The sequence below is a fragment of the Bradyrhizobium sp. CCBAU 53340 genome, assembly GCF_015291645.1.
Classification (GTDB): Bacteria; Pseudomonadota; Alphaproteobacteria; order Rhizobiales; family Xanthobacteraceae; genus Bradyrhizobium.
The window spans coordinates 3,987,112-4,004,360 of the sequence record NZ_CP030055.1 but is presented as its reverse complement, the minus strand read 5'-3'; the positions used below and the strand labels follow the sequence as shown (position 1 = coordinate 4,004,360).

17 protein-coding genes are annotated in these 17,249 nt (G+C 64.3%); 7 read left to right on the top strand and 10 right to left on the bottom strand.

Annotated elements, in window-relative coordinates; genetic code table 11:
• Window position 1: 1 nt before the first annotated feature.
• Together XH89_RS19030 and cysK are read right to left on the bottom strand one after the other, a co-directional pair.
• Window positions 2-241, bottom strand: coding sequence for a BrnA antitoxin family protein (locus XH89_RS19030; RefSeq protein WP_194461997.1), 240 nt, complete (start codon window positions 239-241; stop codon window positions 2-4).
• Window positions 242-244: 3 nt separating this feature from the next.
• Window positions 245-1,222 carry a cysteine synthase A gene (gene cysK, locus XH89_RS19025; protein WP_194461996.1) on the bottom strand — a complete coding sequence of 326 codons (978 nt, stop codon included), beginning with the start codon at window positions 1,220-1,222 and terminating at the stop codon, window positions 245-247.
• Between the two features lie 223 nt (window positions 1,223-1,445).
• On the opposite strand from cysK, the gene XH89_RS19020 reads away from it, so the two are divergent.
• Window positions 1,446-1,664: a hypothetical protein gene (locus XH89_RS19020; RefSeq protein WP_128951697.1), complete on the top strand. Its 219-nt coding sequence runs from the start codon at window positions 1,446-1,448 to the stop codon at window positions 1,662-1,664.
• A 12-nt stretch (window positions 1,665-1,676) separates the two neighbouring features.
• Here XH89_RS19020 and tgt read toward each other — a convergent pair whose 3' ends face one another.
• Window positions 1,677-2,825, bottom strand: coding sequence for a tRNA guanosine(34) transglycosylase Tgt (tgt, locus tag XH89_RS19015; RefSeq protein ID WP_194461995.1), 1,149 nt, complete (start codon window positions 2,823-2,825; stop codon window positions 1,677-1,679).
• 224 nt (window positions 2,826-3,049) lie between these two features.
• Between tgt and XH89_RS19010 the strand changes: the two genes are divergently transcribed.
• The 4 genes from XH89_RS19010 (at window position 3,050) to XH89_RS18995 (ending at window position 7,216) form a co-directional block, all read left to right on the top strand.
• Window positions 3,050-4,204: a patatin-like phospholipase family protein gene (locus XH89_RS19010; RefSeq protein ID WP_194461994.1), complete on the top strand. Its 1,155-nt coding sequence runs from the start codon at window positions 3,050-3,052 to the stop codon at window positions 4,202-4,204.
• Between the two features lie 147 nt (window positions 4,205-4,351).
• On the top strand, window positions 4,352-5,098 hold the full coding sequence (locus tag XH89_RS19005; RefSeq protein ID WP_194461993.1) for a TetR/AcrR family transcriptional regulator: 747 nt from the start codon (window positions 4,352-4,354) through the stop codon (window positions 5,096-5,098).
• A 279-nt stretch (window positions 5,099-5,377) separates the two neighbouring features.
• The gene (locus XH89_RS19000; RefSeq protein ID WP_246767559.1) at window positions 5,378-5,962 is read left to right on the top strand and encodes a PepSY domain-containing protein; all 585 of its coding nucleotides are present in this window, start codon (window positions 5,378-5,380) and stop codon (window positions 5,960-5,962) included.
• Between the two features lie 216 nt (window positions 5,963-6,178).
• Window positions 6,179-7,216: an aspartate-semialdehyde dehydrogenase gene (locus XH89_RS18995; RefSeq protein ID WP_194461991.1), complete on the top strand. Its 1,038-nt coding sequence runs from the start codon at window positions 6,179-6,181 to the stop codon at window positions 7,214-7,216.
• A gap of 114 nt (window positions 7,217-7,330) precedes the next feature.
• On the opposite strand, the gene queA is transcribed toward XH89_RS18995, so the two are convergent.
• From queA to coaD, 5 genes are all read right to left on the bottom strand, one after another.
• A complete protein-coding gene (gene queA / locus XH89_RS18990; protein WP_194468545.1) occupies window positions 7,331-8,404 on the bottom strand; it encodes a tRNA preQ1(34) S-adenosylmethionine ribosyltransferase-isomerase QueA in 1,074 nt (357 codons plus the stop codon).
• Between the two features lie 142 nt (window positions 8,405-8,546).
• Window positions 8,547-9,011, bottom strand: a complete 465-nt coding sequence (locus tag XH89_RS18985; protein WP_194461990.1) for a peptidylprolyl isomerase — start codon at window positions 9,009-9,011, stop codon at window positions 8,547-8,549.
• Complete coding sequence (locus tag XH89_RS18980; RefSeq protein WP_194461989.1) at window positions 9,008-9,433, bottom strand: hypothetical protein; 426 nt, start codon at window positions 9,431-9,433, stop codon at window positions 9,008-9,010. The genes XH89_RS18985 and XH89_RS18980 overlap by 4 nt, the downstream gene beginning before the upstream one ends.
• An 8-nt stretch (window positions 9,434-9,441) precedes the next feature.
• Window positions 9,442-10,017 (bottom strand): peptidylprolyl isomerase, encoded by a 576-nt coding sequence (locus tag XH89_RS18975; RefSeq protein ID WP_194461988.1) that lies wholly within the window; start codon window positions 10,015-10,017, stop codon window positions 9,442-9,444.
• A gap of 40 nt (window positions 10,018-10,057) precedes the next feature.
• Window positions 10,058-10,552 (bottom strand): pantetheine-phosphate adenylyltransferase, encoded by a 495-nt coding sequence (coaD, locus tag XH89_RS18970; RefSeq protein WP_194461987.1) that lies wholly within the window; start codon window positions 10,550-10,552, stop codon window positions 10,058-10,060.
• A gap of 249 nt (window positions 10,553-10,801) precedes the next feature.
• On the opposite strand from coaD, the gene XH89_RS18965 reads away from it, so the two are divergent.
• The gene (locus tag XH89_RS18965) at window positions 10,802-11,059 is read left to right on the top strand and encodes a hypothetical protein (protein ID WP_194461986.1); all 258 of its coding nucleotides are present in this window, start codon (window positions 10,802-10,804) and stop codon (window positions 11,057-11,059) included.
• A 192-nt stretch (window positions 11,060-11,251) separates the two neighbouring features.
• Entirely contained in the window at window positions 11,252-13,105 is a 1,854-nt protein-coding gene (locus XH89_RS18960; RefSeq protein ID WP_194468544.1) for a potassium transporter Kup, read from the top strand.
• Window positions 13,106-13,297: 192 nt separating this feature from the next.
• Here XH89_RS18960 and gyrA read toward each other — a convergent pair whose 3' ends face one another.
• A complete protein-coding gene (gene gyrA, locus XH89_RS18955; RefSeq protein WP_194461985.1) occupies window positions 13,298-16,042 on the bottom strand; it encodes a DNA gyrase subunit A in 2,745 nt (914 codons plus the stop codon).
• 342 nt (window positions 16,043-16,384) lie between these two features.
• Entirely contained in the window at window positions 16,385-16,882 is a 498-nt protein-coding gene (locus XH89_RS18950) for a single-stranded DNA-binding protein (protein ID WP_092234768.1), read from the bottom strand.
• Window positions 16,883-17,249 lie beyond the last annotated feature (367 nt).

Sequence of the window (17,249 nt, the reverse complement as noted above, 5' to 3'; positions counted from 1 at the left end):
CCTACTTCCCCGCAGCCTTCCGCAGCGCCTCGTTGATGCGGTCCTGCCAGCCTGGGCCGCCCTCCTGGAAGAACTCCAGAACGTCCTGATCGATGCGCAGCGTGACCTGCTCCTTAATGCCGGGTGCCACGTTCTGCTTCGGCAGCGGTGCGGCCACCTTGGCCGTCACCTTCTTGAATGCCGCCTCGGCTTCGGTGCGCGCGTCGCCCAATGTCCGCGGCCGCCTTGGTTGATCCGCCATCTCTCAGATCCCTTCAAACAATGCCGTCGAAAGATAGCGCTCTGAGAATGACGGCACGATAGCCAAAATGGTTTTTCCCGCAGCTTCCGGCCGCTTGCCGATCTCGAGCGCGGCGGCGATCGCGGCACCGGAGGAGATGCCGCCCGGAATACCCTCATGCCGCGCCAGCGCCCGCGAGGTTTCGATTGCTGTCGTCGAGTTGATCTTCACGATCTCGTCGATCACGGAGCGGTCGAGGATGTCGGGCACGAATCCCGCGCCAATACCCTGGATCTTGTGCGGCGTGTGCTGGCCGCCCGACAGCACCGGGCTCTCCTCGGGCTCGACCGCCACCACGCGCAACGACGGCTTGCGCGGCTTCAGGACCTGACCGACACCGGTGATGGTGCCGCCGGTGCCGACGCCCGCGACGAAGTAGTCGATCTTGCCTGATGTATCGTTCCAGATCTCCTCTGCGGTGGTGCGGCGATGGACCTCCGGATTGGCGAGGTTCTTGAACTGCTGCGGCATCACCGAGTTCGGAGTCGTCTTCAGGAGCTCTTCGGCCGCGGCGATCGCGCCTTTCATGCCTTGCGCGGCGGGCGTCAGCACCAGTTCGGCGCCGAGAAAAGCGAGCATCTTGCGCCGCTCGATCGACATGGACTCCGGCATCACCAGCTTCAACCGGTAACCGCGCGACGCCGCGACGAAGGCGAGCGCAATGCCGGTATTGCCTGAGGTCGGCTCGATCAGCACGGTGTCGGGCTTGATGATGCCCGCCTTCTCCATGGCGATGATCATGGCCGCGCCGATGCGGTCCTTCACGCTCGCGGCCGGATTGAAATATTCAAGCTTTGCCAGAATGGTCGCGCTGACGCCGTGCATGCCCGGCAGCCGCCGCAGGCGCACGATCGGCGTGTCGCCAAAAGCCTCGACGATCGAGTCATAGACGCGGCCGCGGCCGGGTTGGTGCGCTGCACCAGTGGTGGACGATGCGTCCATGATGAACTCCCTATGGCAATAGTTTGCGCTTCTATCGCAGCGCTTGCGCAGTTACGGACAGCTTGTGACGACACGCAAGCAACAATGCGGCACATGTTAAATACGCTGCATCGCAAAATCGCGTGAGCTCCAATTATCAGAAAAGCAACGCATTTGTGTTGCGACCTCGTCAACTGATTCTGCTTATGTTAGACTTAGGTCTCGAAGCAGGGAGGTCACCACGATGTCAGCAGTTGCTGAAGTGTTGTCGACCGTCGCACCAAGGCGTGATCCGCGTTGCAGCGAGTTGCCCACCTGTCCCGTCTGCGCCGACTCCATGGTCGCCGCCGAAGCCTCCGCCTATGTCTCGGACCACATGATCAGCTATCTCTGGACCTGCGACAATTGCGGCTACGGCTTCGTCACCAAGCACGCCGTCAAGCAGCGGATCGTGTGCAACTGACCCTTGATCGATCTAGCGCGGGGCGATGTCGCCCCTCGCCCAGTCCTCGCGCGTACGCTGATAGAACTCATCGAACGTTCCGCCTGCAATCGCGTCCCTGATGCCCTGCATCAGGAACTGGTAGTAAGCGATGTTGATTTCGGACAGCAGCATCGCCCCCAGCGTTTCGCCTGCCTTGACGAGATGGTGCAGATAGGCACGTGCGCAATTGCGCGCCGACGGCCATGAACTCTCTTCATCGAGCGGACGCGGATCGTCGGCATGGCGCGCGTTGCGCAGATTGACCTGGCCGAAACGCGTGAAGGCGACGCCGTGGCGGCCATTGCGCGTGGGCATCACGCAATCGAACATGTCGACGCCACGCTTCACCGCCTCGAGAATGTCGTCGGGTGTGCCGACGCCCATCAGATAGCGCGGCCGGTCGGTCGGTAGCCGCGGCGCGGTCTCGTCGATCATCGCCAGCATGACGGCCTGCGGCTCGCCGACGGCAAGGCCGCCGATCGCATAGCCGTGGAAGCCGATCTCGACGAGGCCTTGCGCGCTCGCGTGGCGCAGCTCCGGCACGTCGCCACCCTGCACGATGCCAAACAGCATGTAGCCTTCAGGCGCGCTCTCGAAGGCGCGCTTGCTTCGCTCGGCCCAGCGCAGCGACAGGCGCATCGCACGGTCGATGTCGTCGCGCCCCGCCGGCAGCCGCACACACTCGTCCATCTGCATCGCAATGTCGGAGCCGAGGAAGCGCTGCACCTCGATCGAGCGCTCTGGCGACAACTCGACCTTGGCACCGTCGATATGGGAGCGGAAGGTGACAGCCTGCTCGCTGACCTTGCGCAAATCAGCCAGCGACATCACCTGGAAGCCGCCGGAATCCGTCAGCATCGGCCCGTTCCAGCCTGTGAACCGCTGCAATCCGCCGAGCGCGTGGATGCGCTCCGCACCGGGACGCAGCATCAGATGATAGGTGTTGCCGAGCACGATATCGGCGCCGGCATCGCGCACTTCGCGCCAGTGCATGCCCTTCATGGCGCCGGCGGTTCCGACCGGCATGAAGGCAGGGGTCCGTACCACGCCGTGGGGCGTGGTCAGGCGACCCGTGCGCGCGGCGCCATCGGTGGCGAGCAGCTCGAAATGATTGGGTAGAGCGGTATCAGCAAGATTCATGGCGGTGCTTATTGCGTGTCGCGGCAGCCCGATCAACCCGCGCGGTGCCCCAGACCGGGACATCGTTGACGTGGACGTGATCGGCTCCGCGGCTTGATGAACAAAACGATACAGTATAGTTTCATAGTGGGGGCTGGACGAGACGCCGCGGCAACATTGCCGGCGGCCGCAGATGCGTGATCATCAGCCACCGACCGATGCCCCTCCCCACATGCTCGACTGAGATGTCCACGTCCTCGGATGGATGGACGAAGCGGACAGGCGCCCGCCTGATCAGGTCGCTGGCGCTGGTGTGCAGCCTGGCGCTCACTGCCTGCACCTCACTCCCCCGCACGCCCTATACGGCGGCCGACGCGAGCAGCTCGCGGGTCCTCGATATCGACGGTCTCAGGCGCTATGCCGACGAGCCCGTCACCAAGTTCAGCTTCGAGCAGGACAAGGCGACCGGGAGCCGAACCTATCTGGCGCTCTCGGGCGGCGGCGCCGATGGCGCCTATGGCGTCGGCGTCCTGAACGGCTGGACTGCGGCCCACAACCGCCCGACCTTCTCCGTCGTATCAGGCGTGAGCACCGGCGGCCTGATCGCACCGTTTGCCTTCCTCGGATCTCAATATGACGACACCTTGAAGGAGCTCTACACCAGCGGCATCGCCGAGAGCCTCTTGAACGATCCCAGCATCATCCGCGTGCTGTTCGGCTCGGGCCTGTTCGGCAACACACGGCTGCGCGAGCTGGTGGCACGCTATGTCGGGCCGGAGATCCTGGCGCAGGTCGCGCGCGAGAACGCCAGGGGCCGTCGGCTCCTCGTGGTCACCACCGATCTCGACACCCAGCGCACCGCGATCTGGGACATGGGCAAGATCGCCGCGGTCGGCACGCCTGAGGCGCTCAAACTGTTTCGCGACGTGATGGCGGCCTCCGCCAGCATCCCGCTGGTGTTTCCGCCGATCCTGATCGAGGCCGAAGGCCAGGGCCGCAGGTTTCAAGAGATGCATGTCGACGGCGGCGTGACGGCCCCGGTGCTGACCTTGCCTGAGGCCTTGCTGCTCCAGGGACGCCTGCCGGGCAACGCGAAGATGGACATCTACATCCTCGTCAACAAGAAGATCGAGCGCAACTTCGAGCTCGTCGCCAACAGCACGATCGACGTCGCCTCACGCAGCCTGTCGTCGATCACGCAGTCGCAGACGCGCTCGATCATCTTCTCGACCTATGATTTCGCCAAGCGCAACAATCTCGGCTTCCATCTTTCCTATATCGAGCGCGATTATCCGGCGCCGCCTTCCGAAGGCTTCGACACCGCCTATATGCGGGCGCTGTATCAATACGGATACGAGAAAGCGGCCAGCGGCCAGGCCTGGAGCTCGCGGTTGCCGTGAAACCCGCACAGCGGAACGGCGTGGGTTGGAGACCGTTGACGATACGGCTAATCCGGCCAGATTCGCGATGACGCCCCGGCTGCTGCACGTTATACAGCAATGAACACTGGCACGATCGTGCAGGAATCATTGGGCGTATCATTGGGCATGGGATCGACTGCGACCAGGGCAAGAACGGCAGCACCTCGGCGCGAGGTGTCGAAATCGCGCGGCGGCCGGCCGACGAAGTCGGCGGCGATCGAGCGCGATCAGCGATTGATCGAGGTCGCCACCCGCCTGTTCCTCGATCGCGGTTTTGACGCGACCTCGCTCGACGCGGTGGCCGAGGCCGCTCGCGTCAGCAAGCCGACCGTCTATTCTCGTTATGGCGACAAGCGCGGACTGTTCACGGCGGTGCTGAGGCGCGAGATCGCGCGCTGGCTGGCGCCGCTGTCGGCCGCAGCCGAGACGCAGCTCGGCAGCTCGTCCGACATTTCGGTCGAGCAGCGGCTGGTGGAGATCGGGCGCGAGATGCTCAACTTCACTTGCGGACCCGACGCCATGGCGTTCAGCCGCATGATGACGTCGCAGGCGATCAACTTTCCGGACATTGCGAAGCTTGGCAAGGAAGAAGGCTGGCTGAAGGCCGTCGCCACCACGGCGCGCTTCTTCGATCATCTGGTGGCGCAAGGCGCGCTCGACGTCGATGACACCACCATTGCAGCCGAGGTGTTCCTCGACGTCGTCGTCGGCCACACCCACCGCATGGCGACGTTTGGAACGCCGATGGAACTGAAGGCCGCCGAGAAGCGGATGCGCGCGGCGATCAAGCTGTTCCTGGCCGGCGCGATCGGTCCTGCGGACCGCATCCAGAGCGCACCGAAAGCCGCGCAACGGCGCCGCCCCTCCCGCTGACATTTCCGTGAGACCCGCGATTTGTTCAGGGCCGCTGCGTTGACCAAAATAAAACGATACGGTATGGTTTTGTTTATAGAGCGGTGCGGGCCACTTTTTTCACCAGCCCCAGAAGAGGACCGGACCGCTTAGATCGCCGCGACGGGTACAGCCCGTTACGACGCTCCGCGGCCGGCCGGTGCCCAAGGTCGGCCGCGATTTCTTTACGAACATCCGGCAGACTTGCTGATTCCAGCTTGCCGGCCGAGGGTTTCGACCATGAGCGCGACGAGACGACAGATGTACGGGTTGCTGGCGATCGCCTTCTCGGGGCTGCTCATCGCAGCGCCGGCGCAGGCAACCGTCTCGGCAGGCTCTACACCCGCCGCCCTCCACAACGAGACAGATGGGGACGCCGCGGCGGACCGCCAAGCCGTCAGCCGCGAGATCGAGCGCTTCCGCTCTTCATCGATCTCGATCAGCCAGGCCATGGCGATTGCCGAAGCCCGCCATGCGGGCGCGACCACCGCAGACATCAGTTTCGACGGCGGCTCGGGCGTACCGGTGTACCGGGTCAAGACCCTGCACAATGACCGGATCTGGCGGTACACCATCAACGCGGCGACCGGCGAGGTCGTCGGCGGCGAAGCCGCCCTGCCCCTGACCGAGCTGGACAACGAGGATCGCAGCAACCTCGCGGCGCTCGGCACCATCAAGCATCGCTTGGCTGACGCGGTGCGCGTCGCCGAGAAGGCGGCCGCGGGCAAGGCCATCAGCGGCGGGCTGGTGCGCGAAAGCGGCCGGCTCAATTTCGCGATCGTCGTCATCAGCGGCGACGACCTCAAGGAGGTCCTGCTCGAGCCGCCAGGCGTCCGGGGCAAGTAACGAGACCACAATATCGCCGAAAAGCCATTGACGGGCACAAAACTCTCCCGCATAAGTCGCCGCCATGTTCACGACCACCAAACGCACGACCAAAACCACCACGGCCTTCGGGGCCCGGGGAGGCGTGCGCGCATAGTCGTCGACTAAACGCATCAAGCTCTACCGAAGCCCCGCCCAAGATGGTCCGGGGCTTTTTTGTTGTCTAAATCGATCTCAATGGAGGACAAAGTGAGTAACGATCCCGTCGTCGCGATTGTCGGCGTCACCGGTGCGGTGGGCGCCGAATTCATCGCCACCATGGACAAGCGCGGCTTTCGCGTCGGCAAGCTCAAGGCGCTGGCCAGCGCCCGCTCCGCCGGCAAGACGGTATCGTTCCGCGGACAAAACGTCGTCATCGAGGAGCTGACCGAGCGCTCGTTCGACGGCGTCGACATCGCGCTGTTCTCCGCCGGCAGCGGCATCTCCAAGAAGTTCGCACCGGTAGCGGTCAAGGCCGGCGCCGTCGTCGTCGACAATTCCTCCGCATTCCGCATGGATCCGAACGTGCCGCTTGTCATCCCCGAGGTGAACGGCAACCGCATCAGGGACCACAAGGGCATCATTGCCAACCCGAACTGCGCCGCGATCACCGCGCTGGTGCCGCTCTGGCCGATCCATCAGAAGAACCGCATCAAGCGCGTGATCATCTCGACCTACCAGGCAGCTTCCGGCGCCGGCGCCGCGGCGATGGACGAGCTCGTCGAGTCCACCCGCGCCAATCTCAACGGGCAGGTCTATACGCCCAAGGTGATGCCGCATCCCTATGCGTTCAACCTCTTCAACCACAACACGGCCGTCGACCCCGAGACCGGCTACAACGACGAAGAGACCAAGGTCATCAAGGAGACCCGCAAGATCTTCGAGGACGAGAAGATCGCGATCGGCGTCACCTGCGTCCGCGTGCCGGTGCTGCGCGCCCATTGCGAGGCCATCACCTTCGAATGCGAGAAGCCGATCACCGAGGACCAGGTCCGCAGCCTCATGGCGCAGGCACCCGGCGTGAAGGTCGTCGACGACCGCGTGAAGAACTACTTCCCGATGCCGATCGACGCCTCGGGCCAAGACGACGTCCTGGTCGGCCGCATCCGCAAGGACCTCAGCGATCCCTCCGGCCATTCGATCTCGATGTTCGTGGCGGCGGATCAGTTGCTCAAGGGCGCGGCGCTGAACGCGGTGCAGATCGCGGAGCTATTGCCGCAGCGGGTGATGGCGTAACAGAAGATGCGGTAGGAACAGGTATCGTAGGGTGGGCAAAGGCGCGCAAGCGCCGTGCCCACCACTTCCCTCGTCCATTCAAGAAAGACGTGGGCACGCTTCGCTTTGCCCACCCTACGGCACTGCCCGGAAAAGCAAGCACGCATCGCCATACGAGTAGAACCGGTACCCGCTCGCGATCGCATGCGCATAGGCCTGCTTCATCGTGTCCAGGCCGGCGAAGGCCGACACCAGCATGAACAATGTCGACTTCGGCAGGTGGAAATTTGTCATCAGGATATCGACGGCGCGGAAGCGATAGCCGGGGGTGATGAAGATCGAGGTCTCGGCCGCGAATGGCTGGATGGTGCCGTCCTCGCTGGCCGCGCTCTCCAGCAATCGCAATGACGTGGTGCCGACGGCGGTGATGCGGCCGCCGTTCTTTCGTGCGGCGTTGAGCCGCTCCGCAGTCTCGGCCGAGATCGAACCCCACTCGGCATGCATCTTGTGACCGTCGGTGTCCTCTACCTTGACCGGCAGGAACGTCCCTGCCCCGACATGCAACGTCACCCTGACGATGCCGACGCCGCGTGCGTGCAGCGCCTGCTCCAGCGCCGGCGTGAAATGCAACCCCGCGGTGGGCGCGGCGACCGCGCCTTCATTGGCCGCGAACATGGTCTGGTAGTCGGCGAGATCCTGATCGTCAGGCGTGCGCTTTGACGCGATATAAGGCGGCAGCGGCGGGCCGCCGAGATCGGCGATGGCCTGGTCCAGCGCGGGCCCGTGGAACGAGAAGGACAGCGTCACCTCGCCCTCAGTGCCCTTGGCTTCGACCTCGGCGTCGAGATGACCGAGCAGGCAGACCTTGCCTTCATTGCCGAAGCGGATGCGGTCGCCGGCGACAAGCTTCTTCGCGGGCTTCACCAGTGCCTGCCAGCGCGAGCCGTCGAGGCGCTTGATCAGCGTCGCCTCAATCTTCGGCTCGGTCTCGCGACCGATGCGCCGGCCTTTGAGCTGCGCGGCGATCACCTTGGTGTCGTTGACGACGAGCTGGTCGCCCGGCTTCAGCCATTGCGGCAGGTCGGCGATGGTCTGGTCGCGCAGCGCGCCGCTCTCGACGACCAGCATCTTGGCGGAGTCGCGCGGGTTCGCCGGGCGCAACGCGATGCGCTCCGGCGGCAGATCGAAATCGAAGAGATCGGTGCGCATGTCGGTGTTTGGCGCCACAGCCAGACCTCATGGTGAGGAGGCGCGTTAGCGCCGTCTCGAACCATGAAGGCCGAGCTGCAGCAGCGGGGCCTTCATCCTTCGAGACGCGCGTTCCGCACACCTCAGGATGAGGGTCGAGCTCTCACTCCTTGTCGATCGCCATCCGCGCCTTGACGATCTTGTCCGGGTTCTGCACCGGCTCGCCGCGCTTGATCTTGTCGACGTTCTCCATGCCCTCGGTGACCTTGCCCCACACCGTGTACTGGTTGTCGAGGAAGCGGGCGTCGTCGAAGCAGATGAAGAACTGGCTGTCGCCGGAATCGGGGTTCGCAGCGCGCGCCATCGAGGCGGTGCCGCGCACATGCGGCTCCTTGTTGAATTCGGCCTTCAGCTTCTTGCCGGAGCCGCCGGTGCCGGTGCCGTGCGGGCAACCGGTCTGTGCCATGAAGCCCTCGATCACGCGATGGAATACGATGCCGTCGTAGAAGCCCTCGCGAACCAGCTCCTTGATGCGCGCGACGTGGCCGGGCGCGAGGTCGGGACGCATCTCGATGGTGACGGGGCCTTGCGTGGTCTCGAGGATCAATGTGTTTTCGGTGACGCTCATGCTCGTCTCTCTTGTGTTGGAGGTGAAGTCTTGTCAGGCGACGTCTTGCGGTTACGGAACTGAATCGCGAATGGACGTCCTGCGGCAGCGCCCGCCATTGCATCGGTAAATGGCATCGGCGTGCAGCGTTGCAACGCCTCCATCACAGCGATCCGGTATTGCAGCCGGTCATTGTCGGAAGCCTCCGCGGATTCATAGGTAATCCTCGGATGGCCCAGAATGTTTCCAGACCGGTTAAAGCTCACCACGACAGTGATGTCGAGTGGGCGAGCCTTGGCCGGTGGCGGCGGCTTCCAGCAGCTCCGCAGGTGCTGGAAGACATCCTTGATGGTATTGACCTGTGCGTCCTCTGCGGCCGCGCTGGTGATGCCGAGCAGCAGAGCTGCTGCAGCGAACAGGAGCCTGTCGCCGCGGCGCGCCATCGTCCCGGCTACTTGATGTCGGAGGCGACCTGCACCTTCACCATCTTGTCGGGATCGGTGACGGTGCCGCTCGGCGAACCCGCCGGCGCCTTCTTCAGCTTGTCGACCACGTCCATGCCCTGCACGACCTCGCCGACCACGGTGTACTGGCCGTCGAGCCCGCCACCGTCGGCGAACATGATGAAGAACTGCGAGTTGGCGGTGTCGACGCTGTCGCCGCGCCGGGCCATGCCGACGATGCCGCGGGCGAAGTGAACCTTGGAGAACTCCTGCTTCAGGTTCGGATATTTCGAGCCGCCGGTGCCGTTGCCGTTCTGGCCGTCGCCGGTCTGGGCCATGAAGCCGTCCATCACGCGGTGGAACGGCACGTTGTTGTAGAAGCCCTCGCGCGCAAGCTGCTTGAGGCGCTCGGCGTGCTGCGGCGCCAGGTCGGTCCGGAGCTTGATGACGATGCGGCCCTTGGTGGTGTCGATGACGAGCGCATTGGCCTTGTCGAGATTGGCCGGCAGCTGCTGCGCCATTACCGGCACTGCGCCAATGAGTGCGACCAACATCGTGGCAAGAATTGCGAAACGACGGTTCATGAAAACTCCGGATCAGATGAGATGAAGACGCGCGCCGCTTTCAGGCGAATTTGGCCTTGAGCAGGGATGCAACAAGCGGCGGCACGAAGGTCGAGACATCGCCGCCCATGCCAGCGATCTGGCGCACCAGTGTGGCCCTGATCGGGCGGACCATGGGAGACGCCGGCAGGAAGACCGTGTGCACCTCCGGCGCCATGGCCTCGTTCATGCCGGCCAGCTGCATTTCGTAGTCGAGGTCGGTGCCGTCGCGCAAACCGCGAATCATGATCGTCGCGCCGTGCTTGCGGGCGGCAGTCACGGAAAGGTCATCGAAGGTGGTGGCCTCCAGTGCACAGCCGGCCTGGGCCGCCACCGGCCCGCAGACGTCGTGCAGCATTTTCAACCGCTCCTCGGACGTGAACAGCGGCTTCTTGCCGGGATGGACCCCGATCGCGACAACAAGCCTGTCGCACAGGGGGACGGCATGCCGGACCACGTCCAGATGGCCGTTGGTGATGGGGTCGAAGGAACCTGGGTAAAAGGCAATGCGCGGCATGGTCCCCTCCTACCCCGCCCGGCCCGGGCCGGCAAGCCGGACCGGTTCCCGGCCGGTTTTTCCTGTCATTCCACGTCGGAAATCGCCGGTCTGTTTCGTCCTCGGGGCGTCCACGAAACAAAACGGGACGCGAACGAAACCATTTCCGGCATTGGCGAAGACGTCCGGAAACTGGCCATGGTTACTAATCCGGCCAACGAATGACGGGCCGCGAACTGGGCGTAGCGGCCGCATCACAGGGGACCGTCAATGATCAAGGCTCTTTCAGCGATCGCTCTTGCTGCGTGTGTTGCTGCAGCCCTCACCCTCTTGCCCGGCTTTGCCCCCACCGTCGAAGCCAGCGTGCCGCAACCGCTCGCCAAGGGCGACCGGCTCGACATCAAGGCCATCGGCAGGGACTGCTCGCAGCAGGCGTGGCCGAACTTCGAAGCCTCCTGCCTGCGCCGCGCCGGCACCAAGACCGATGTCCGCGTCGCTCGCCTCGTCACGGCGGACCGCACTCCGTAGGCCGTCTGTCAGGCTGGCGTCATAAACGTCGGTCACAACCCCATGGATATTTGCGACGTCTCGTCGCAGACTGTCTGATGCTCGCGCCCTTCGGAATGGCCCGAAGGGCGCGATCCCATTGAGGGGTTGCCTTTGTCCAGTACGCCCGCAGTCGCCTCCGGCCATCATCATCCCGATCCGCTGCCGCTTGCAATGACCATGGGCGCCCTCGGGGTGGTCTATGGCGATATCGGCACCAGCCCCCTCTATGCCCTGAAGGAAGCCGCCAAGGCAGCCGCCCACGGCGGTACCGTGACTCCGGAGGCTGTCCTGGGGGTTGCCTCGCTGATCCTCTGGGCACTGCTGCTCATCATCTCGCTGAAATATGCGATGCTGATCCTGCGCGCGGACAATCGCGGCGAAGGCGGCATCGTCGCGCTGCTGGCGCTGCTGCACGCGCGCCACGCCCAGCCCGGGACCTGGCGCGCGCAATTGCTCGTCGTCGGCCTCGTCGGCGCTGCGCTGCTCTATGGCGACGGCGCCATCACGCCAGCGATTTCGGTGCTCTCCGCCATCGAAGGCCTCAAGGTCGACGCCCCCTCACTCTCCCCGGTGGTCGTGCCCATCACCATCGCCATCCTGGTCGGCCTGTTCATCATGCAGAAGCAGGGTACCGGCTTCATCGGCCGCATCTTCGGCCCGGTGATGCTGGGCTGGTTCGTCGTGCTCGCCGCGCTCGGCATCCACGGTATCGTGAAGGCGCCGGCAGTGCTGGCTGCACTCAGCCCGCTCTATGCCTTCGATTTCCTGATCCACCAGGATTTCCATGTCTCCTTTGCCATCCTCGGCGCCGCCTTCCTCGCAGTGACCGGCGGCGAGGCCATGTATGCCGATATGGGCCATTTCGGCCGCCTGCCGATCCGGCTCGCCTGGTTCGCGATCTGCCTGCCGGCGCTGGTGCTGAACTATTTCGGCCAGGCCGCGCTTTTGATCACCGATCCCTCGATGATCGAGAATCCGTTCTTCCAGCTTTGCCCTGACGCCCTGCACTATTTGCTGGTCGCGTTCTCGGCGGTGGCGACCGTGATCGCATCGCAGGCGATCATCTCCGGCGTGTTCTCGCTGACCCAGCAATCGATCCAGCTCGGCTTCCTGCCGCGCATGCAGATCCGCCACACCACGAGCGATGCGATCGGCCAGATCTACGTGCCGCTGGTGAACTGGCTGCTCGCCGCAGCGACCCTCGGCGCCGTGCTGAGCTTCGGCACCTCGGACGCGCTCGCCGGTGCCTATGGCATCGCTGTGTCGCTCTTGATGGCGATCACCACGCTGCTCGCCGCCCTCGTCGCGATCCAATGGGGCTTCTCGCCCTGGCTCGTGGTGGCCGTGAACGGCTTCTTCTTCGTGATCGACCTGATCTTCTTCGCGGCCAACTCGATCAAGCTGTTCGAGGGCGGCTGGTTTCCGCTGCTGCTCGCCGGCCTCGTCGCCTTCCTGATGCTGACCTGGCGCGCCGGCGTGAAGCTGGTCGAGGCGGCGCGGGCAAGGCTGCGCCAGCCCGAGGAAGATCTGATCGAGACTGCGGTCAACCAGTGTAAGGCTAGGCTGCCCGGGACAGCCGTATACCTGGCCTCGGCGCCGAAAGGTGTGCCGCTCGCGCTGACGCAATTCGTCAAACACAACCGCGTGCTGCACGAACGAATCCTCCTCGTCACAGTGCTGATCGAAGAATCCCCGCACATCGCTGACGAGGACCGCTCCGAGGTGATCGAGATCATTCCCGGCATCACCCGCGTGATCCTGCATTACGGCTTCATGCAGAACCCGACGATCTATGAGGGACTCGCGCTCGCCTGTCGCCAGGGCAAGCTGCCCGGCATCGACCTCTCCGATATCACCTACTATGTCGGCCGCGAGACCATCATCCCGCGCGAGGACATTCCGGGCATGTGGGTCTGGCGCGAAGGCCTGTTCGCCTTCCTCCAGCGCAACGCCGAGCGGTCGGCCGCATTCTTCGGCGTGCCGACCAAGCAGGTGGTGGAGTTCGGCACGGAGCTGGAGATTTAGCGCGATCACCGCGCAGCACCTTCGGTGTCATCCCCGCGGACGCGGGGATCCATAACCACTGGGAGCAGTTGCGGCGCAAGACGGCAGCTCCGACTCTTCGCCAAACGTCTCCTTGTGGCTATGGGTCCCGGATCTGCGCTTCGCTTGTCCGGGACGACAATTGGAGTGGGCGCGGGCGACGGGGACGACGCATCACTCCCCGCTCGCCTCTCCATTCGCGCCGTTGCCGCTCTCGGCCTCTTCCGTGATGTGCTCGACCGAAACGACGTGCTCGTCCTCGGCGGTATCGAACACGATGACACCTTGCGTCGAGCGACCCGCGATGCGGATGCCTTCGACCGGGCAGCGGATCAACTGGCCCTTGTCGGTCACCAGCATGATCTGATCGGCATCCTCCACGGGGAAGGACGCGACGAGGTTGCCGTTGCGGTTGTTGACGCTCATGGCGACGATGCCTTTGCCGCCACGGCCCGTGGTGCGGTACTCGTAGGACGAGGTCCGCTTGCCATAGCCATTGACGGAGACGGTGAGCACGACCTGCTCGGCCGCCGACATCTCGGCGTAGCGCTCCTGCGCGAGCTGGAAGCTGCCGGAGGTCTCCTCGGCCTCGGCATCCGCCGGAGCCTCTTCGGCCGTGGCCTCGCCGGCGACGGCGCGGCGCATCTTCAGGTACGCCGAACGCTCGTCGGACGTGGTTTCGACATGGCGCAGGATCGCCAGCGAGATCACCTTGTCGCCTTCGCCCAGCGCGATGCCGCGCACGCCCATCGAGGTGCGCCCGGTGAACACGCGGACGTCGGGGACCGGGAAGCGGATGCACTGGCCGCCAGCGCCGGTCAGCAGCACGTCGTCATGCTCGGTGCAGATCTGCACGTCGACGATCGCCTCACCGTCGTCGAGCTTCATCGCAATGATGCCGGAGCGGCGGACGTCGACGAAGTCTGACAGCTTGTTGCGGCGGACATTGCCGCCCGTGGTGGCGAACATCACGTCGAGCTGGGCCCAGGTCGATTCATCCTCGGGCAGCGGCATGATGGTGGTGATGCGCTCGCCCTGCTCCAGCGGCAGGATGTTGATCAGCGCCTTGCCGCGCGCGTTGGGTGCTGCCATCGGCAGCCGCCAGACTTTTTCCTTGTAGACCTGGCCGCGCGAGGAGAAGAACAGCACCGGCGTGTGCGTGGACGCCACGAACAGGCGGCTGACAAAGTCCTCGTCGCGGGTCTGCATGCCGGAGCGGCCCTTGCCGCCGCGGCGCTGGGCGCGATAGGCCGACAGCGGCACGCGCTTGACATAGCCGGCGTGCGACACCGTGACGACCATGTCCTCGCGCTGGATCAGGTCCTCGTCCTCGACCTCGCCTTCCTGCTCCATGATCACGGTCTTGCGCGGGGTCGCGAACTCGGCCTTCACCTCGGCGAGCTCGGTCTTGATGATGTCGAGGATGCGGGCGCGCGAGTGCAGGATCTCGAGATACTCTCCGATCTCGCCCGCAAGCTTGGAGAGCTCGTCGCCGATCTCGTCGCGGCCGAGTGCCGTGAGGCGCGCCAGACGCAGCTCCAGGATGGCCTTCGCCTGATCCAGCGACAGGCGGATGGTGCCGTCCTCGTTGATACGATGGCGGGGATCGTCGATCAGCGTGATGATGTCCTCGACGTCGCGCGCCGGCCAGTCGCGCGTCATCAGGGTGTCGCGCGCCACGGCCGGCGTCGGCGAGGTCCGGATCACCTTGATGATCTCGTCGATGTTGGCGACGGCAATCGCAAGGCCGACCTGCTCATGCGCGCGCTCGCGCGCCTTGCGCAGCTTGTACTTGGTACGGCGGGTGATGACCTGCTCGCGGAAGCCGACGAAAATCGTCAGCATGTCCTTCAGGTTCATCGTCTGCGGACGGCCCGAGTCGAGCGCGACGGCGTTGACGCCGAAGCTCGTCTGCAGCGGTGTGAATTTGTAGAGCTGGTTCAACACCACGTCGGGCACAGCATCGCGCTTGAGCTCGACGACGACACGGTAGCCGTCGCGGTCGGATTCATCGCGCAGATCCGAGATGCCCTCGATCTTCTTTTCCTTGTAGAGTTCGGCGATGCGCTCGACCATCGTCGCCTTGTTCACCTGATACGGGATCTCGGTGATGACGATTGCCTCGCGCTCCTTCCGGATGGTCTCGAACTCGACCTTGCCGCGCATCACGATGGAACCGCGGCCGAGATGGTAGGCGCTGCGGATGCCCTGACGTCCCAGGATGATGCCGCCGGTCGGGAAATCCGGACCCGGAATGATGTTGTTGAGCTCGTCGATGGTCAGCGACGGATTGTCGACCAGCGCCAGGCAGGCGTCGATGACCTCGCCGAGATTGTGCGGCGGGATGTTGGTGGCCATGCCGACCGCGATGCCGCCTGCGCCGTTGACCAGCAGGTTCGGGAACCGCGCCGGCAGAACCACCGGCTCCTTGGTCGAGCCGTCATAGTTGTCCTGGAAATCGACCGTCTCGTTGTCGATGTCGTCGAGCAGCTTGAGCGCGATCTTGGTCAGGCGGGATTCGGTGTAGCGCATCGCCGCCGGCGGATCGCCGTCGACCGAGCCGAAATTGCCCTGCCCGTCCACCAGCAGTTCGCGCATCGAGAACGGCTGCGCCATGCGCACCAGCGCGTCATAGATCGCCTGGTCGCCATGCGGATGGTATTGGCCCATCACGTCGCCGACGATACCGGCGGATTTCTTATGCTTCTTGTCGGGCGTGTAGCCTTCCTCGTTCATCGAGAAGAGGATGCGGCGATGAACCGGCTTCAACCCGTCGCGCGCATCGGGCAGCGCACGCGACACGATCACGCTCATGGCGTAATCGAGATAGGACTTCTTCATCTCCTCGTAGATCGAAACGGGGCGAATGTCCGAGGGTTGCGCCGGCTGGTCGCCGGGCTTGTTGTCGTCGTCAGCCAAGGGGAAATCCGGTGAAATTTTATCTGGGAATCATATAGCGCATCGAGGCCCCGATAACCACCCTTGCAAGGCCGGCGGAAGCGCTTTTTCCGATTGTTTTTCCAACGACTTAAGGCGTTGTGCGCAGCGCCTTGGACGGCCCCGGATTCGGCCGCCGGAAATCGGCTCCCAATCGTGCGCGGCCCCCACCAGCCGGCTCGCCGAGTGCCGGCCGAGTTCAACCGAAACATGAAACGGGCCCGGAATTTCCGAGCCCGCCCCACCTATTAGTCAGATTTGCTGACATGACGCGGGAAGCGCCGCCCCAATCCGGGCAGCGCATTCGCCACGTGCGATCCGCTCTCAGAACGGGATGTCGTCGTCCATGTCGTTGTTGCGGCCACCGCCGCCGGCGGCCACGGGGCGGCGCGGTGCGCTGCTGACGGGGCCGGACGAGCCGAAATCGCCTCCCGGCTCATCCCCGAAGCTGCCGCCTCCTCCGCCACCGCCGCGGCCGTCGAGCATCGTCAGCGTCGAGTTGAAGCCCTGGAGCACGACCTCGGTGGAGTACTTCTCCACGCCACTCTGATCGGTCCATTTGCGGGTCTGGAGCGCGCCCTCGATGTAAACCTTGGCGCCCTTCTTCAGATACTGCTCGGCGACCTTGCACAGCCCCTCGTTGAAGATCACGACGCGGTGCCACTCGGTCTTTTCCTTGCGCTCGCCACTGTTCTTGTCGCGCCAGGTCTCGGAGGTCGCGATGCTCAGATTCGCGATCGGCCGCCCGTCCTGGGTGCGGCGGATTTCCGGATCCTTGCCGAGATTTCCGACCAGAATGACCTTGTTGACGCTTCCCGCCATCGCCGCTCTCCACTCCAAATGCCACTGAATTTCGAAAAGGCGCGCCCGCGCTGCCTGTCGGATCGACCCTATACGCTTACAAGACCCGATCGGGCCGCGACGCCCTTGGTTATCCCCACATATAGCATCGACCGGACGTTTGTTCCAGATTTGTTCCATAGCGGAATTGACCGACCTTTCGCGGGCGGGGCGGTACCCAATTCCGCTGTGCACGGTGCGATGAATTGGAACTCGGCGGGACCAGAAAATGCTTAACATTCATTAGGTTAAGCGCAGGACGATTGCCCGCGACTGTTGCATTCCAGAGACGGACTCTGCCTCCCGATTGGGCTACGGTTGCCTTGGAATTAGACCATTTGGGCGTCGC

What these genes read in the sequence shown, in the direction of transcription:
- XH89_RS19030 (WP_194461997.1), bottom strand. Translation starts at nt 241, where the DNA reads ATGGCGGATCAACCAAGGCGGCCGCGGACATTGGGCGACGCGCGCACC.
- cysK (WP_194461996.1), bottom strand. Translation starts at nt 1,222, where the DNA reads ATGGACGCATCGTCCACCACTGGTGCAGCGCACCAACCCGGCCGCGGC.
- XH89_RS19020 (WP_128951697.1), top strand. Translation starts at nt 1,446, where the DNA reads ATGTCAGCAGTTGCTGAAGTGTTGTCGACCGTCGCACCAAGGCGTGAT.
- tgt (WP_194461995.1), bottom strand. Translation starts at nt 2,825, where the DNA reads ATGAATCTTGCTGATACCGCTCTACCCAATCATTTCGAGCTGCTCGCC.
- XH89_RS19010 (WP_194461994.1), top strand. Translation starts at nt 3,050, where the DNA reads ATGTCCACGTCCTCGGATGGATGGACGAAGCGGACAGGCGCCCGCCTG.
- XH89_RS19005 (WP_194461993.1), top strand. Translation starts at nt 4,352, where the DNA reads ATGGGATCGACTGCGACCAGGGCAAGAACGGCAGCACCTCGGCGCGAG.
- XH89_RS19000 (WP_246767559.1), top strand. Translation starts at nt 5,378, where the DNA reads ATGTACGGGTTGCTGGCGATCGCCTTCTCGGGGCTGCTCATCGCAGCG.
- XH89_RS18995 (WP_194461991.1), top strand. Translation starts at nt 6,179, where the DNA reads ATGGAGGACAAAGTGAGTAACGATCCCGTCGTCGCGATTGTCGGCGTC.
- queA (WP_194468545.1), bottom strand. Translation starts at nt 8,404, where the DNA reads ATGCGCACCGATCTCTTCGATTTCGATCTGCCGCCGGAGCGCATCGCG.
- XH89_RS18985 (WP_194461990.1), bottom strand. Translation starts at nt 9,011, where the DNA reads ATGAGCGTCACCGAAAACACATTGATCCTCGAGACCACGCAAGGCCCC.
- XH89_RS18980 (WP_194461989.1), bottom strand. Translation starts at nt 9,433, where the DNA reads ATGGCGCGCCGCGGCGACAGGCTCCTGTTCGCTGCAGCAGCTCTGCTG.
- XH89_RS18975 (WP_194461988.1), bottom strand. Translation starts at nt 10,017, where the DNA reads ATGAACCGTCGTTTCGCAATTCTTGCCACGATGTTGGTCGCACTCATT.
- coaD (WP_194461987.1), bottom strand. Translation starts at nt 10,552, where the DNA reads ATGCCGCGCATTGCCTTTTACCCAGGTTCCTTCGACCCCATCACCAAC.
- XH89_RS18965 (WP_194461986.1), top strand. Translation starts at nt 10,802, where the DNA reads ATGATCAAGGCTCTTTCAGCGATCGCTCTTGCTGCGTGTGTTGCTGCA.
- XH89_RS18960 (WP_194468544.1), top strand. Translation starts at nt 11,252, where the DNA reads ATGACCATGGGCGCCCTCGGGGTGGTCTATGGCGATATCGGCACCAGC.
- XH89_RS18950 (WP_092234768.1), bottom strand. Translation starts at nt 16,882, where the DNA reads ATGGCGGGAAGCGTCAACAAGGTCATTCTGGTCGGAAATCTCGGCAAG.